Source organism: Staphylococcus sp. EG-SA-14 (assembly GCF_017151935.1).
GTDB lineage: Bacteria > Bacillota > Bacilli > Staphylococcales > Staphylococcaceae > Staphylococcus > Staphylococcus aureus.
The window spans coordinates 1-14,875 of record NZ_JACVZM010000011.1 but is presented as its reverse complement, the minus strand read 5'-3'; the positions used below and the strand labels follow the sequence as shown (position 1 = coordinate 14,875).

The window sequence follows — 14,875 nt, the reverse complement described above, 5'->3', positions numbered from 1 at the left end:
CCTACTTATAATAAAATTTCAAATCAAACTGAACTTTTTGAACTGTTTGATTAAACTCAAATTTATTAGCTCCGTATTTAAATTTTGGTTGGGCTATGTTCGTTTCAGTGCTTATTTCGACACCGTTTTTATAAACTCGGAAGCTATCATAAACAATTCTGTCTCCAGCTTTTAGTTTGATCCCTTCGATTTTCATTATTTCAGCATGCGTTAAATTCCATACAAACGATTCTGTATCTTCGCCTAAAATAATTGTTATCTTTTTATACATGTTGAATTGGTCGTTAGGAGCACTACCATGATAGTAAACTGTACCTTTGCTCAAATTTTCAAATGTATACTTTCTTTTGTCTCCGCCTGCATGCCAATCAATATTAAAATCAAACGACCACAATCCAACCTTTTTGTTTTCTTCTAACTCTAGGCTTGTTCCAATACTTTCACCGTATGGTAATTCTGTAGTTTCGAATTTTAGTTCAAAAGAAACTTTATTACCTTTTTGTTTAGGGTTTATAACTCCATTAAAAATAACTTTATAGTGTTTACCGTTTACATAAATTTGTTGATCGTGTCTTGAATATTCGTAATCCGGGAAGTTGTTTTTATCTAATTTCACGTAATCATCAGAAGTTGGTTGAGTAAACCTGTAATTCAACTCTTCTTTTCTTCTGATTTCTCGCAAATACATAGGTTCTATGTCTGTCGTTAACGAATACAACATATCTCGCATATAAGCAATGTCTGAACGATTTTTAACTTTACAAAAACAAGGAACAACTATATCTCTACTGATATAATTGCTCCCCATTAATATACGACCGTTCATATTTTCTTTGTCCTGATACTTTGTGTTGATTTGCATGCTATCAATTACTATATCGTTAACGATAAACCCGTATTCACTTAATTTGATTACAGTACCATCTTTTTTTGTTAATTCTATGTCCATTTGTAACCTCCTTTATAAGTAATACTCAGAATTGCGTTTAGCATTTCTGCCGTTAACAATACTAGTAAGCGCATCGTTATTGACATCGAATTCAACTTTAACAGTTTTCATGTTCGGTGATGTTTCAATAGAATGTGTGTGTTGTACTTGCGCATTTATATTTCCACCTAAATTACTTAAGTTTCCTGTAATACTAGAAATGTCAGGTGCGTTTAATGTAGGTTGAAATGCATCAACTACTTTATCTGCAACATTAGAAACATTACGGATAACTTTACTTGAATGATTATCTATACCTTTAACGAAACCTAGCATTGAATACATACCAACATCCATGAATTCACGTGAAGGTGAGTGAATACCCAAAGCACTTTTAGCTGCATCTAAAGCTTTCTTAGCAACATTTTTAGCTGCATCTACTAATTGACCAGCCATTTGTCCAATACCTCTAATTAAACCACGGATCATATCAGCACCTGCAGACACAAAATCTCCTATAAAGCTTTTTATTTTATTTACTGCATTTGTCATACCTTGACTAACTTTGTTTACAACATTAACGAATCCTTGAATAACTCTATTAACAAAGTTAATTAGCGTACTTGTTATAGTAGATACCCATTGCATACCTTTAGTGACAATGAAGTTCCAAGCTTGAGACATTTTGTCTGATATAGTTGAAACAACTTGTGTGAATATGCTTACAACTTTATTCCAAATTGTCGTTAATATACCAGATAAGAAACTCCAAATCGTATTCCATATATTAGAAATAAAACTCCATGCCGCTTGTAACGCAGTAGATATAGCTGTAGTGATAGCGTTCCAAACCTTAGTTGCCACAGTAACTATAGTGTTCCACAACGTTTGTAAGAACGTCCAAATAGCGTTCCAAATTGTCATTGCGATAGTCATAATTGTTGTAAACACAGTAGTTATTACAGTGACTAACAAATTCCAAATCGTAGTAGCGATTGTAATTATCGTGTTCCAGATTGTACTTAAGAATGTCCAAATAGCTGTCCATATCGTCATAACTATTGTCATTATCGTCGTGAAAACAGTTGTGATGATTGTAACTAAAAGGTTCCATACTGTTGTTGCAATAGCGATAATTCCATTCCATAACCCTTGTAAATAAGCGACTATTTGATTCCAAATAATCATTATAAAATTGTATACATTAGTTACTGCTGTAGTGATAGCTTTTAAAATAGCATTCCATACAACCGAAGCTACAGTTTTCAACACATTCCAAACTGTAACCATAAACGTTTTTATCGCATTCCAAGCATTTATAATAAAGTTTCTGAATCCTTCATTTTTATTCCACAATAAAACGAATATAGCTATTAATGCAGCGATTACACCAATAACTATTGTTATTGGACCACCTAAAATACCAAACACAGTTACTAGTCCTGTGATAGCATTTCTAATTAATCCAATCTTACCGAATAACAATTGGAATATAACTGATATAATTTTTAATGGTCCTTTTAATAACATGAACGCACCTTTTAAAATTGTTAATCCCGCTCTTAATAAACCGAACTTACTTACTAATGCAATGATTCTACCTATTAATCCGCCACCCATAAAGTTAGATACAGCAAGAATAATCGGTATTAAAAATCTAAATGCACCAACTAAAGTTATAATGACACCAACTAATTGTGCTGTAGCTGGATGCGCCTCAAACAAGTTAGCTATCCAACCAGTTATTGCAACTGCAACGCGTAATACTGCACTAGCTATAGGAGCCATTGCTGTTGCGAATGCAACTAATCCTCTTGCGATGTTTCCAATCAATTGCATTATTAGTGGTCCATTTGTTTGTATATAACTGACAAAGTCTTTAAACCCTTGAGATTGTCCTACTTGTTCAGACCATTCCCTAAACTTAGCTGTCATTTGTTCAAGAGATTGGAATATGCCAGTTGATGATCCGCTGAATGCATTCATCAAATTGTTAATTCCAGCGAAAACATTTTTAAAAATATTACCAATGATAGGTAAATTTGTTTTTGTGTATTCAATAAAACGAGTAATCGAATTTTCTCCAGCTGCACTATTAGCCCAATTAGAGAATGATTGACCTAATCTATCCAACCAATCAGCCGACCATTGAAACAGTGGTGCTAATTGCGTGAACACATTAACTAACCCGTCACCAAAACCTCCTGCAGCACTTAATAGCTTGTTAAATACCGAAACACCCGTTGTATTCATCATGTTGAAGAATCTTGATGCTACACCGCTATTTTGAGCCCATTTAAGTACACTTTGAGACGCCTCTTCCATTCCTCTTGAAATACCACTAAAAAACGGTTGTAAGCTCTGCATTGCAGTTTTAACAGTATTTAAACCATTTGCAAGAGTTGTGAAGATAGCGGATTGATTTTGCTTTATAATATCAGTCCATGCTGACTTTACGCCATCTAAAGCTTTTTTGTATTCGTTTGTTGCTGAGCTAGCTTGTAAAGTGCCATCATTAAGCATCTTTATAGCGCTGATTGCCATTGCGCCAAATGCTACAAAGCCAGCGCCGGCTATTGCTACCGCACCACCTAAAGCAAGTACACCGCCAGTTAACACTTTGATAGTGTTTAATAGCGCAAATACTACAGGTACTACGCTCGCTATTACAGGTATTAAGACACTAAAAGATGATGTAAGTAATCCACCAACCATATTAGAACCTACAGTACCGAACACACGGAACATATTAGCTAAATTCCCCATCTGTCTTTGGAAATTGTCGTTTGCTTTTATTATGTAGGCATAAGCTTTCTTTAAACCATTAGTATCGACATCTACCTTTGTTGTTTTTTTGTTTGGCAATGCGTCTAATGATTTTTTAAACGCATAAATAGTTGGTATAGAAAGCCTTGTATCTACATCAAGTCGAGATCTAGTTTTATTTGGAATACTTTTAAGCTCTTCTTTAGTACGTTTGATTTTAGAATTAGCAACACTGTTGTCTACATCTAAAATAGCTTTGGCTTTAGACCTATTTAAAGCTTCAAGACTAGCTTTAGATACTTTTAACACTCGATTGAATTTACTGTTATCAGCATTGACGTCAATATTGACACGTTTCTTTTCTAGTTCTGATAACTTAGCTTCTGCTTCAGCGATATCTTTAGTTAACTTTTGTTTTTGTAACTTAACTTCTGGTGTAACTTCTTTTGAATCTAATTGATTTAATTCAAAACTTGCTTCTAAAGCTTTTTGTTGTAGATCTTCTATTTTAGCATCTAATTTAGCTTTTACTTTTTTGTTACTAAATGCATCTAAAGACTTTTTAGCAACCTTGATAGTTTTTTGTAATTTTTTATCATTAGCACTTAATTCAACATCTTTAGTCTTATCAGCTGTACGCTTGTATTTTTGTACTGCCTTAACCGCACTATCAATTTGCCTTTTGAATTTGGCTACACTAGCTTCAATAGTCGCTTTAATTTTATATTCCGTCACATTAACACCTCTCTTTCTATTGCTTATTAAATTCTGCTATAACTTTAAAGAATTCATTATTTTGTGGTTCGTATTCATCACGTTCGCTACTAAATCTTATATCTTTACCTTCGTTAAGCCGTTGGATATTTTCTTCATAAGGCAATACGTCGTTTGCGTTGTTAAAAACATATTCCTCTTTAGGTTTATTTTCTGTCCCAACATTTTTAGTAGCTGCAGCATCACGAATAGCAAACGCAAGTTTGTAACGTTCGAATTCTTGGGTTAGCATTTCATACTCTTTCGCATACATTCGATAGTTATATTCTGTTAATGTCATTTGCTCAATAACGTTCAAATCTGTAATACCAAGTGTTGACATACAAGTTATAACGATTCTGTCGTAAGTTATTAGGCTCCCGCTGGTTTCTCTTCCGTTTCCACTACTTCGACTAGGTTTCGGGTCATAGGTCGCTTTCCCAACTCCGTTAAAATATCCGAACCAAATTCTTCTAGTCCAATATTTTCTGCGATTTCATCTAGTGCTTCATCAATGTTATTAATAGTAATTGCTTGTTTTTTCAAGTGAGATGTAGCTGCAATTAAAACTTCGCCAATCACAACAGGATTTCCACTCTCTAAACCTACAGGCAACATTGATACACCTTGACCGATAGAAGCTTGCTCAACTTTTAAACCTAATCGGTTATCGATTTCTCTTAAAAATTTAAAACCAAAACTTAATTCTAATGACTTTCCGTTAATTTCTACATTCATAACTTAAAATCTCCATTCATGATTAATTTAAACAAAATAAATAGGGCTTAACGCCCTATTTTTATACCTCTCCTGGTGTAACCGTTGATGAATCTACCTTAGGTTGTGGAATTGCTGTTAAATCTTCGCCAGTTAACGCATCTGCTTTTGTAGTGTCATGGAATCTGTATCCAGTCGCCTTAAGTTTCTTTGTTACAGCCTCAGGTAGTGTTGCAAATCCACGTTGGAAACGACCATTCACTCCATATTCATATTCATATTCATCAATACCGTTAGCTTCTGCTTTTAATTCAAATTTATTGTGGAAACCTTGGAAATATTTCGCTTTAAATTTAGTAGCATCTCCATTTTTGCCTGGTATTCTACTTTCAACTTCCCAAGCCTCATACAATACGCGATCTACAACTGCATCTTCAATTTCATCTGCAAAATCGTCACCATAAAACATTTTAGCAGTACCAGACATTGTTGATTCAACTGAACCACCAGTGTTATAAGACCCATCCATCGTATCCTCTGTATCTGTATCAGCTTCATGTGATAAGCCGTATTCAGTTAAAAAAAGCATTTTAGTAGCATCTACTTTTTCGCCAGCTTTTCTAAACAAAATAATACGGTCATTACTATTTTTCATATTCGCCATTCAATATTCCTCCGTTTTTTAAAATGTTTTGTAAGATATCGTTATTGATGTGTGTAGCAATTCTTGATTAGTAGTATCATCGACTAACTGTGCGATGTTAGTATCATCTTCTTCAAAGTCATAATCGTTTGTTTTAACGCTAGGTGTTAAATCATCGATACACCTTTTAACAAGTCCGTCATGATGTCCTAAATCATCGCTTACACTCCAAATATCGATAACTAAATTCGTATCGCCAGAATAACTATCAAACGTGTACTTACTTCTATTTGACTCCGGCATTTTTATGACAAAAAAAGGATACGGAATCTCTTGTTGCATCTCTTTACGAGAAATAACAGGGAATCCATATCCTTGTAGCGTTTCATACGCTTTATTATAAAGTTGTAGGTTCGGTGTCATACTTTTATCTCCTATTCAAACAACGCCTTCAATTCTTCTACAGTTGATTTTCTAATCACTTCGTATACCGGCCACATAAAAGGTTCTGCCTCCATGTATCGAGTACCAAATTCTAAGAAACCACTATAAGCTGCATGCGATGTGATAGTGTATTGCAAATCGCCAGTTTTTTTATATCTGATATTGCGTGATAAATTACCAGTCCAATAACCCTTATTCATTACTTTTCTAGCTTTCAATTTAGCTCGTACTACATATTCTTTGGCGTTTTCCTGTAAAATATCATCTACATCATCATCAATATTGTTTTTCATATCGTGAAATTGGTTTAACAGCGCGTCTAATCCGTCTATATTCATCAATTGACCTCTTCGATATAATATGACGTTTCGTGTCTGTATGTCCTTGTATCAACTATCTTGTAGCGAATACCATTAATTAACACGTGGCTAACAGGGGAAGATATGGATTCTTTTATCCTCAGGACACTTACATCGTTTTTTAAATCGCCAAATTCAAGTTGCTTTCTTGCTCTAGAAATAGGATTAATATTGCATGGTATCGCATCATAAGTGATTAGCGTGTTTTCTTTTTTGCTAGTTTTAGGATGGTAAGTTGCTACTTGTTCTAATTGAAAAACAGCTCTATCTTCATATCTCAAAAGAACACAGCCCTTCCTTTTTTAGTTCTCGTTCTAGCATTAAAGTAATTATCAATAATAGCTTCATACTCCTTGAAATCGTTCAATTCATACGCATTGCTACGTCCGTCAACCGCTTCTGATGTCATACCTTCAGCACCAATCCTGTTGTAGCGTTTAACTGCAACTTCTTTAATCATGTAACTAAACCTTTCCGGTATTTGTTCAACTTCAATAGGTAACATTGATAACAACTGGCTTTCACAACTTTTTATAATTTCCTCTAATTGTTCATCTTGCTTTTCATCTTTAAGACCAATACGTTTTTTTACATCAGCTAGCGTAGTCATATAACCACCTACTCTAGTGACTCAAAAGCATTGATAATTTCAGCTTTTGTTTGTTTTTCATCAACTTGTAAGCCAGCAACACTTGCTATTTCGACAAGTTCTTTTTTGGTTAATTTGTCATTTACAATGTAAATCATTTGTTCGTTGCGTTGATTTTCAACACTAGCTAAAGCTTTGATACGTTCATCTGTAGGATCATAACCTTTTCGAGGGTAGACATGCCCTTTCATATAGACATGTCTGTTATCTTCTAAATCTGTAAAATCTACTTTAACAATTCCAATGATTTCGGGCATGTTACCACTCCTAATTATTTATTAAACTTCTCCTGGATTTGAAGATGGTTTTGCATCAGCAGGAACTAACTTAGCAAACGCTTTATCATCAGCGATATGCAATGCTACATGCATAGTTGCACGTAATGCCACCATGTCTTGTTCAAACAAGTTTACAGGTGTTCCATCTTCATTTTTGACTGTAGATAATTGTGCAGTTTCATCGATTTTGTATTCAATTAATTGAGGGATACCGTAAATCAACTTATCGAAATCACCAGTGATTAATTCACCGCGTTTTAAGTTGCTTGATTTAAGGTTAACCACAGGTAGACCGTCTAATGAATCACTGTTACGGTCATAAATACGTTCCTTAGTTTCAGGATCTACAATTTTACGTAACAAGCTTCTGTTTTGTGTTTTTGAGATAAACGCATTTGCTTCTAATTCATCATCTTCAAGTAATGCCTCTAAATCAATAATGTTATCTTGTGTGAAGTCACCTTTAATAACCTTATTAGTTTTTTCAATTGATTGTGCAATTGATTTACCGAATGGATTGTTACCTTGATTCAAAATACCCGCTTCATCAAACTTTTTATAGAAAGCTTCAGCAATCATAGGTTTCATCTCTTCAAAGAATTGTGAATAAGTGTAATTCAAGAATTCTTTTGTTACAGGTAAGATAACCCCTAATTTAAACGCTCTCATTGTAGCATTAACCCAAGTAGCCTTAGACGTTTCAATTTTTTGACCTTCACCTACCCAGTAAGCACCTGGTTTATCAGCCCAAAAAGTAAACTTCTTCTCAGTACCTTCCATTGGTTCGTACTTACCTAATTGCATGATTTTAGATTTTTCCATAACCTCTTGTAAGATAGGTGTTGTAAAGTCGTTTAACAACGTGCCATCTTTCTTTTCGTGCATCATTACATTGTCAGGGTTAAATACTTGTGGTTTAACATTGTTACTTGCAAAATGTTGCAAATTTAATTTTAATTTTTGTGTTTGTTCCATTTAAATGCCTCCGTTAATTTTTAATAATTCTTTTTTGTCTAGCTATTTCAGCTAAGTTTTGCGGTTTATTTTTAGTCGAGTGATTAAATGAATCTCCACCAGTCAATGGCGATTGTCTAGCGTTAATCTTAACCGCTTCATTAACCGCTTTTTTTACTGCATTAGAAAAAGCTTCAACATTCAATTTAGTTTGTTCAGCAGTATCTGTTACAACTAAATTAACAACCTCATCTGATGAATCAACTTCTGCTTCACTTAACATTTTCCTTGCTTCTGAACGCATTTCATTTAATTGTTTTTCTGAGCGTAATTGCTCCAGCTCTTTTTCCATTTGTTCGCGTTCATATTCAGCGATTTGATCTTTGTTCATTTTTGCTAATCGTTTAGCTTCATCAACAGCTTCTTGTTTCTCTTTTTCTTTCTGCTTCATACGACGACTTAATTCTTCTTTAAGACGCTTGTTATATTCTTCTTGTAGTCTTTTTTCGATTTCTTCTTCTGAATTAGTCTTTTTGTCTTGTTTGTCTTTGCCTTCATCATCGTTGTTATCTTTTGATTTTCCATTATCTCCATCTGATTCTTCAGCAAAAAACTGTAATTTGAGTTTTAACTTTTCTTGGATATCCATAGTTTTTACACCTCATTTATTTACTCTTGATTAGTTTTAAGCCATACATGGTTCGGGCTGTAACGCTTGCACCTTTTATTGTCATAAGCATGGTTTGGACATAAAAAATAGCGAACACAATTAAGTGCTAGCTATTAAAAGAGTGGTTCGTTATATTTCGATTTTTCTTTATCGGCTAATACTGCCGACCTTACACTGTCTAAGTTTGCATCAATAATAACTGTTTCGTTTTGCTTTTGTAACTCTTTACGTATACCTTTTAACTCTCTTGCTATGTCTCTAAGGTATTTGTCAGTATTACTCATATTAGTATCCTCCAAACACTCAATTTACTATCATACAAAGCTAACTTACCTTTAAAAATCTTTACTTTTAAATCAATCACCGCTTTTCACTTTCCCTCCGAAGTATTTTGTTTTTCGTTTCTTGCTTGGTTTTTCCGGCCACATAGATTTAGGTAGTAAAGCGCAATCTGAACGACAATTGATATGCATAGGGTAGAAATTAACACCAATTTTAGCGTCTTTAACTTTGAATATTTCTCCATTAAGCCCTTTGCATACTTTAGTTGTTCTATTATCGATTTTTGCAATATACATATAATATCCTTCCGGTGAAATTTCTTTCATGCTGTCAATACTTGATTGTGCGTGAACACGTGCCGATTCCGTATAAAGCAATGATTTAATTGCTGCGGTCTTTTGTCGTGCTGTTCCTTCGAATTTATTTAAGTGCTTGCGCATATCTTTAACGTATTCATTTGGATGTCGACCTCTAATAACTACATTAGCAATTATTTCTTCTACTTCTTGTTTCATTGCTTCGGTATTAGTCCATAATCGCTCTGACCAAACGACACCATGAAATTGTGTATCAACGATTGTATCTATAACTTCTTTAGCTACTTGTACACCTTCACCTAAAATACCCGCTTGATCACTGAACACACGATAAGCTGTTGATTCGAAATATTCCCTCATCGATAATTCTGTTTGAGCTGTTGCATAAGCAATTAAGAATTCTATTTGAATCTTTAACATCTGTTCTCTAGATACATACATTTTCGTGTTATACTTCTTTAATTCTTCATTTGCTCTATCGCTAAAGTCCTTGTTTTCGACCAATCTTTTTGCTTCTTCTTGAAACGCTTTTACGTCGAACTCATCAATAATCTTTTGTGCTTCTTGTAATGTAACGCCTGCAAAATCTCCGTACTTGACAATAAACGCATTGATCTCTTTTTCAATGCGCTTAATCATCATATTCAATATACGTTCTATTTCTTCAGCTTTAGTTTTATCACGCTTCAACTCATTCTCGATTGCTTTGCGTCCGCGTTCTTCCCAATATTCTTGAGTGTTTTTGTTAGGCAATTACAATCATTCCTTTTTATCAACAGTATCTTTTGTATCATCATCTTGTTCGTCATCATTGATGTCTCTAGGGTCTTTATAAATACCTTTTTGAGCTTTTTTGATAGATTCTTTCTCATCTTCTTCTATTTTCTTAACTTCTAATTCAGGGTCTTGGAAGAACGAGAATAGAGACATTAAAGTTGTTTGACTAATCTTCCCGCCAGAATCAATATAAGCTTTTAATTCTTCGATTAATGATTTAGGTAAGTTTCTGTTGTATACGTATCTAACAGTATTGAAATCTTTGTTAGCGTCAATCGACCGTGTATTTTTAAGTATTGTCTCTAACAACTTAGCACGACGTCTTAACCCTTTAGTGAACAATCCTTCTTTAGTTTTAGTACGTTGTTCTAATCCGAATAATTTATATTTCATTGCCTCGCCCGATTGAGTGCCACTAAAGTTATCATCTTTCATGTTAGGCGTGTTGGTAAACATGTGTATATCACTGTTCAAACGGTCTTTATAAGCTTCGGTACCTTGTACATCGTATTGCTTATAAATATAACCACCGTCAACTGAACCTTCTGTTTCTCTACCTTCGCTATCAGCATAAACAGTCGGTTCTAAAAACAACACGTTAGCTTCCTTTTGTTTTCTAACTTCTACAGGATCTAAATTTAAATTACCTTTAATAAGTAACATAGCGTCATTTAAATCACTCATATAGTTAGCAGTATCTGATTCAGCATTATCATACAAATCAATTAAAGTGATTACTTTCTCGTAATCCCCTTTTCTTCTTTCGTTATTGCTAAATTCTGTAATAGGCATACGTTCAAATGAGTGAGATTCAAAACTGTTTTCACGTGGTGTGAGCTTCAATCCACTTGTTCTACTGGTAAGATATCTATAAACACCGTGAGAAGTAAATAAATCAACTGTAAACACTTCATCTTCGTCAGTCTTGTCTATTGGTTTAGTTCTTAAATATCTAACGCCTGCGATACTATTACGTTCAATTGTATTGTCGTATATGACAAAAGTGCTCATCGCATCACTCTTGTATAAACGAGTTTCATCATCTTGATTTCTAATCATCAACTCATAAGCTTTGCCATAAATTGACAAATCTAATCCTAAAGATCTATTGTGTGACTCAACATCATTTAAATCATTGAACGCCTCAATAGCTTCTAATACATCTTTGTCATCATCTTGGTATTGAATTGGATTACCTAAGAAGTAACCATTAATGAAATCACTGATATAAGATGCGTAATCATGGGCAACACGGTTGTCTGACATATACTCTTCTTTGCGTCGTGTTAACTCAACTAAGTTCTTAGTTTTACCTTCGTAATAATCACTTAACACTTTCAATCTAGGTCGTTGGTAATCCATGTGATGTTCAATGTATTTACTTACTTCATTAACGTTTTGTAATAAATCGGATTCCGTCCCGTCATATGTGTAAACAACATTGGCTTCATCATTAAATAAGTAATTTATGTTTCCCCGTAGATCTGTATCTGTTTCAAATTCGTTTACTTTTAACATTTGTTCCCTCCTATAATCCTAGAGATTTTATTGTGTCAACTTTCGAACTGACATTTGTGCGTTTTCTAACCGGTCTGTAGAATCGTTCCACTGAATAACGCAACGAATCGATACAATGATTGTATGTATCTACTGGTTCATTGGTATATTCACCTGTATCTTTGTCCTTTTGCCATGTGTAGTTGTCAAACTCTTCAATAGTCTTGAAACAACGTTCATCAACAATGATTTCAAATTGCATTAAGAATTGTAACCCTTGTACAACCGAGCCCTTCCCTTTTTTGGTTGGTAAAATCCTTTTAAGCCCTAGATTCCTTAATTCAGCTATACTTTTTTGTTCTGCACTATCTGCTGTAATTTCTTCTTTAGCATAACCAAGTTGCTTTATGACATTAGCTATTTCATCATTCAGCATACCTTGTTTAACATACTCTTCAATGATGTATAACTTCTTTTTCTTTACATCTATTTTAGAATGTATAAAAGCACTAGGATCATTAACGTAGCCAAAGTCCAATCCAAAATAAGAAGGTAAATGTCTTAACTCATCTTTATTTATTAAACGTTTTTCATACTTAGGGAAAACCAATTTGTCTAGTGTAGCAAATTCACCTAACGCATAAATTTTGTAATATGCTGGATTACGATTTGCTAACAACTCTAAGTTTTGTCGTGTCATTTCATCAAGAAACTTATTATCTCGATAACTAGATTGTCTAATCATGACATTTTCCATTGGTTCACCATGTTCAAAGAAATACTTATAAACCCAATTCAGTTTAGATACTGGGTTAAACATCAAAAATATTTGCTTATTCACGTGTTTACGCTCCCTCAAACGCAACGTTAATTGCGTGTAATCATTTAGTGTGAATTCAGACGCTTCTTCCATGACTATGTCTGATATGCCTTTTATCGACTTTATTTTCTCCGGATTATCCAATCCTTTAAACAAAAAAACTGCGCCGTTTGGCAATTCAACTTTGTTATCAGTCTTATTCCAAAGGCACATATCCCAAATACCGAAGTTTATCAAACAATCTTTGACATCTTCGAACAAACTATCTTTAATTGTTGATTGAACCTTTCTAAGCCACAGTATACGTCTAGGATATTTCCAGTCTTTCAAAGCTTTGAGCACAACTTTTTGTATAACCCCGTGAGACTTACCACTTGAACCGCCACCGTAATGAACTTCAGTGAAGTTATCGTAATTGGTTAGTATTTCGAATATGTTTCTGTTGAAAACATTAGATGGTTTGTTAAAGTTTAATTTAACTTTCGTCATCGTACTCACCAATATTAATCTCAATATTCTTCTGAGTAATTTCTTTTTTGTCGATATACGCACCATGAACTTTTAGTATGTGGTCAATAGATCTCTGACGCTCTTCAAAGGTTGGTGTAATTGTGTAAGTAACCTCTTTTTCCACTTCATCGTTTAAATGGTCATATTTCTTACTGTAAGCCTCTTGAGGTTCTCCTCTAGCAATAGAAGCAGATAACGCTAAAGCTTCTGTAATGCTCATTAAACGCTCTTCTTGTATCTGTTCTAATCGTTCTTTAATATATTCCGAAACATTAACATTTCTTAACAATCGACTTGCTAAAGACTCTGCTGTTTTCTTACTATAACCTGCTGAAATTGCTGCTTTTTTACCATTACATCCATTCATTATATATTCATCTGCGAATCTCTTTTGTTTTTCGTTCATTTCATTTACCACCAACTCTCGCGCTATACGCTTTTTAAAATTAAAAAAGGATTGGCTATAATCAGCCAACCCACATAGATCCTTTATTCCTAATTGCGATAAGGGAAACGCAGTAAGATAATCAATATCCTACACTATCATAATATCTCATTTTAGGTATCAAAAACTGCCACTTTACTGCCAATTTCACTCTTCCCCTAACTCTTCCGCCAATCTAGATATGATTTTCCTTTTGATTCTATGAGCAGTTCTATCAGAAATGTGTATGTCATCACAAACTTTCACTAACTCCTTTTTATTAAAATAATACTCTTGAATGAACTCGCGTTCTTTCCTACTTGATGTGTTGATTATACGTTCAATTGCACTCTTAAACTCGAGGATTTTACCTCTTCGTATACTACAAAGATAATTAGTTACTGCCATTTCTGTTTTCGATGTATTAGACGGTACAAATTCCCCGCCTATATTTGTATCTGTTGGAATCCATGGTGTCATTATTTCACTTCTTAAATCTTCGAGTTGCTTATGATAATTAGGATAATCACACAACTCATCTTCTAACTTTCGAACTGTTGATAATTTTAATCCGTATTTCTTTTTAGTCATGAATACCCTCCGTACAAATATGTTTAATCTTCAAAGTGTCTCAATCTACTTCTTAATATCTCTATCTCTCGCTCTTTAACTTTCACATCACCTTTTATCTGTTCCGCTTGCAACATCACACCAAACAATAAGATGACTAGTAATATAATTGCTATGACTAACCACATCATCTACTCTGACACCTCCGCCCTCATCAAATCATACTGATCGCTCAACTTTGCATAATCACTCGGCGCCTCTACATCATCATTAGCCGTCATCATAATATATACTTGCTCAGTTACATACTTACCTAGCTCATACATCGCTAGTAAGAATAATAGTCTTAGTATTTCTTTAATCATTTCCCACACTCCCTTATATTTTCAAACAACTGACCCACTTTAATAACTGCATCTCTTTTAACTTGCGCCTTGTACTTCTCTTTCGCTTCTTCTTTACTCTCTGCCTCAACAACTGTAAACCTTTGATTACTCTTAACTTTAGTTATGTGCGT

The 14,875-nt window shown here is 34.1% G+C and carries 21 protein-coding genes; all 21 read right to left on the bottom strand.

What is annotated here, in order from left to right:
• Position 1: 1 nt before the first annotated feature.
• Positions 2 to 949: a phage tail family protein gene (locus tag IDG63_RS07930; protein ID WP_117221677.1), complete on the bottom strand. Its 948-nt coding sequence runs from the start codon at positions 947 to 949 to the stop codon at positions 2 to 4.
• Between the two features lie 12 nt (positions 950 to 961).
• Positions 962 to 4,429 (bottom strand): phage tail family protein, encoded by a 3,468-nt coding sequence (locus IDG63_RS07925; RefSeq protein ID WP_206176409.1) that lies wholly within the window; start codon positions 4,427 to 4,429, stop codon positions 962 to 964.
• Between the two features lie 16 nt (positions 4,430 to 4,445).
• Positions 4,446 to 4,790: a hypothetical protein gene (locus IDG63_RS07920; RefSeq protein ID WP_000105584.1), complete on the bottom strand. Its 345-nt coding sequence runs from the start codon at positions 4,788 to 4,790 to the stop codon at positions 4,446 to 4,448.
• A 29-nt stretch (positions 4,791 to 4,819) separates the two neighbouring features.
• Positions 4,820 to 5,185 (bottom strand): tail assembly chaperone, encoded by a 366-nt coding sequence (locus IDG63_RS07915; RefSeq protein WP_001100164.1) that lies wholly within the window; start codon positions 5,183 to 5,185, stop codon positions 4,820 to 4,822.
• A 61-nt stretch (positions 5,186 to 5,246) separates the two neighbouring features.
• Complete coding sequence (locus IDG63_RS07910) at positions 5,247 to 5,828, bottom strand: phage major tail protein, TP901-1 family (protein WP_000002577.1); 582 nt, start codon at positions 5,826 to 5,828, stop codon at positions 5,247 to 5,249.
• An 18-nt stretch (positions 5,829 to 5,846) separates the two neighbouring features.
• On the bottom strand, positions 5,847 to 6,230 hold the full coding sequence (locus tag IDG63_RS07905) for a hypothetical protein (protein WP_000188649.1): 384 nt from the start codon (positions 6,228 to 6,230) through the stop codon (positions 5,847 to 5,849).
• Between the two features lie 11 nt (positions 6,231 to 6,241).
• Entirely contained in the window at positions 6,242 to 6,589 is a 348-nt protein-coding gene (locus IDG63_RS07900) for an HK97-gp10 family putative phage morphogenesis protein (protein WP_031925055.1), read from the bottom strand.
• Positions 6,589 to 6,891, bottom strand: a complete 303-nt coding sequence (locus IDG63_RS07895) for a hypothetical protein (protein ID WP_117221676.1) — start codon at positions 6,889 to 6,891, stop codon at positions 6,589 to 6,591. The genes IDG63_RS07900 and IDG63_RS07895 overlap by 1 nt, the downstream gene beginning before the upstream one ends.
• A complete protein-coding gene (locus IDG63_RS07890; RefSeq protein ID WP_000208960.1) occupies positions 6,888 to 7,220 on the bottom strand; it encodes a phage head-tail connector protein in 333 nt (110 codons plus the stop codon). Before IDG63_RS07890 ends, IDG63_RS07895 begins: the two co-directional genes overlap by 4 nt.
• A gap of 8 nt (positions 7,221 to 7,228) precedes the next feature.
• Positions 7,229 to 7,516, bottom strand: a complete 288-nt coding sequence (locus IDG63_RS07885; RefSeq protein ID WP_031925053.1) for a hypothetical protein — start codon at positions 7,514 to 7,516, stop codon at positions 7,229 to 7,231.
• Between the two features lie 21 nt (positions 7,517 to 7,537).
• A complete protein-coding gene (locus IDG63_RS07880) occupies positions 7,538 to 8,512 on the bottom strand; it encodes a phage major capsid protein (protein ID WP_031925052.1) in 975 nt (324 codons plus the stop codon).
• Positions 8,513 to 8,525: 13 nt separating this feature from the next.
• The gene (locus IDG63_RS07875) at positions 8,526 to 9,140 is read right to left on the bottom strand and encodes a DUF4355 domain-containing protein (RefSeq protein ID WP_000354305.1); all 615 of its coding nucleotides are present in this window, start codon (positions 9,138 to 9,140) and stop codon (positions 8,526 to 8,528) included.
• Positions 9,141 to 9,274: 134 nt separating this feature from the next.
• Positions 9,275 to 9,445, bottom strand: coding sequence for a hypothetical protein (locus tag IDG63_RS07870; RefSeq protein WP_000072204.1), 171 nt, complete (start codon positions 9,443 to 9,445; stop codon positions 9,275 to 9,277).
• A 72-nt stretch (positions 9,446 to 9,517) separates the two neighbouring features.
• Complete coding sequence (locus IDG63_RS07865) at positions 9,518 to 10,513, bottom strand: minor capsid protein (RefSeq protein WP_031925051.1); 996 nt, start codon at positions 10,511 to 10,513, stop codon at positions 9,518 to 9,520.
• 6 nt (positions 10,514 to 10,519) lie between these two features.
• Positions 10,520 to 12,055 (bottom strand): phage portal protein, encoded by a 1,536-nt coding sequence (locus tag IDG63_RS07860; RefSeq protein ID WP_031925050.1) that lies wholly within the window; start codon positions 12,053 to 12,055, stop codon positions 10,520 to 10,522.
• Between the two features lie 10 nt (positions 12,056 to 12,065).
• The gene (locus IDG63_RS07855; RefSeq protein ID WP_000169938.1) at positions 12,066 to 13,343 is read right to left on the bottom strand and encodes a PBSX family phage terminase large subunit; all 1,278 of its coding nucleotides are present in this window, start codon (positions 13,341 to 13,343) and stop codon (positions 12,066 to 12,068) included.
• On the bottom strand, positions 13,330 to 13,770 hold the full coding sequence (locus tag IDG63_RS07850) for a terminase small subunit (protein ID WP_001003271.1): 441 nt from the start codon (positions 13,768 to 13,770) through the stop codon (positions 13,330 to 13,332). Before IDG63_RS07850 ends, IDG63_RS07855 begins: the two co-directional genes overlap by 14 nt.
• A 186-nt stretch (positions 13,771 to 13,956) precedes the next feature.
• Positions 13,957 to 14,379 (bottom strand): RinA family phage transcriptional activator, encoded by a 423-nt coding sequence (locus IDG63_RS07845; RefSeq protein WP_000162696.1) that lies wholly within the window; start codon positions 14,377 to 14,379, stop codon positions 13,957 to 13,959.
• A gap of 23 nt (positions 14,380 to 14,402) precedes the next feature.
• Positions 14,403 to 14,549 carry a hypothetical protein gene (locus tag IDG63_RS07840; RefSeq protein ID WP_009560343.1) on the bottom strand — a complete coding sequence of 49 codons (147 nt, stop codon included), beginning with the start codon at positions 14,547 to 14,549 and terminating at the stop codon, positions 14,403 to 14,405.
• Positions 14,550 to 14,723, bottom strand: coding sequence for a transcriptional activator RinB (rinB, locus tag IDG63_RS07835; RefSeq protein WP_206176407.1), 174 nt, complete (start codon positions 14,721 to 14,723; stop codon positions 14,550 to 14,552). It abuts the gene before it with no gap.
• Positions 14,720 to 14,875, bottom strand: a 156-nt coding sequence (locus IDG63_RS07830) for a DUF1381 domain-containing protein (RefSeq protein ID WP_206176417.1), incomplete at its 5' end; no start/stop codon positions are given. The genes IDG63_RS07830 and rinB, both read right to left, overlap by 4 nt.

What these genes read in the sequence shown, in the direction of transcription:
- IDG63_RS07930 (WP_117221677.1), bottom strand. Translation starts at nt 949, where the DNA reads ATGGACATAGAATTAACAAAAAAAGATGGTACTGTAATCAAATTAAGT.
- IDG63_RS07920 (WP_000105584.1), bottom strand. Translation starts at nt 4,790, where the DNA reads ATGTCAACACTTGGTATTACAGATTTGAACGTTATTGAGCAAATGACA.
- IDG63_RS07915 (WP_001100164.1), bottom strand. Translation starts at nt 5,185, where the DNA reads ATGAATGTAGAAATTAACGGAAAGTCATTAGAATTAAGTTTTGGTTTT.
- IDG63_RS07910 (WP_000002577.1), bottom strand. Translation starts at nt 5,828, where the DNA reads ATGGCGAATATGAAAAATAGTAATGACCGTATTATTTTGTTTAGAAAA.
- IDG63_RS07905 (WP_000188649.1), bottom strand. Translation starts at nt 6,230, where the DNA reads ATGACACCGAACCTACAACTTTATAATAAAGCGTATGAAACGCTACAA.
- IDG63_RS07900 (WP_031925055.1), bottom strand. Translation starts at nt 6,589, where the DNA reads ATGAATATAGACGGATTAGACGCGCTGTTAAACCAATTTCACGATATG.
- IDG63_RS07890 (WP_000208960.1), bottom strand. Translation starts at nt 7,220, where the DNA reads ATGACTACGCTAGCTGATGTAAAAAAACGTATTGGTCTTAAAGATGAA.
- IDG63_RS07885 (WP_031925053.1), bottom strand. Translation starts at nt 7,516, where the DNA reads ATGCCCGAAATCATTGGAATTGTTAAAGTAGATTTTACAGATTTAGAA.
- IDG63_RS07880 (WP_031925052.1), bottom strand. Translation starts at nt 8,512, where the DNA reads ATGGAACAAACACAAAAATTAAAATTAAATTTGCAACATTTTGCAAGT.
- IDG63_RS07875 (WP_000354305.1), bottom strand. Translation starts at nt 9,140, where the DNA reads ATGGATATCCAAGAAAAGTTAAAACTCAAATTACAGTTTTTTGCTGAA.
- IDG63_RS07870 (WP_000072204.1), bottom strand. Translation starts at nt 9,445, where the DNA reads ATGAGTAATACTGACAAATACCTTAGAGACATAGCAAGAGAGTTAAAA.
- IDG63_RS07860 (WP_031925050.1), bottom strand. Translation starts at nt 12,055, where the DNA reads ATGTTAAAAGTAAACGAATTTGAAACAGATACAGATCTACGGGGAAAC.
- IDG63_RS07855 (WP_000169938.1), bottom strand. Translation starts at nt 13,343, where the DNA reads ATGACGAAAGTTAAATTAAACTTTAACAAACCATCTAATGTTTTCAAC.
- IDG63_RS07850 (WP_001003271.1), bottom strand. Translation starts at nt 13,770, where the DNA reads ATGAACGAAAAACAAAAGAGATTCGCAGATGAATATATAATGAATGGA.
- IDG63_RS07845 (WP_000162696.1), bottom strand. Translation starts at nt 14,379, where the DNA reads ATGACTAAAAAGAAATACGGATTAAAATTATCAACAGTTCGAAAGTTA.
- IDG63_RS07840 (WP_009560343.1), bottom strand. Translation starts at nt 14,549, where the DNA reads ATGATGTGGTTAGTCATAGCAATTATATTACTAGTCATCTTATTGTTT.
- rinB (WP_206176407.1), bottom strand. Translation starts at nt 14,723, where the DNA reads ATGATTAAAGAAATACTAAGACTATTATTCTTACTAGCGATGTATGAG.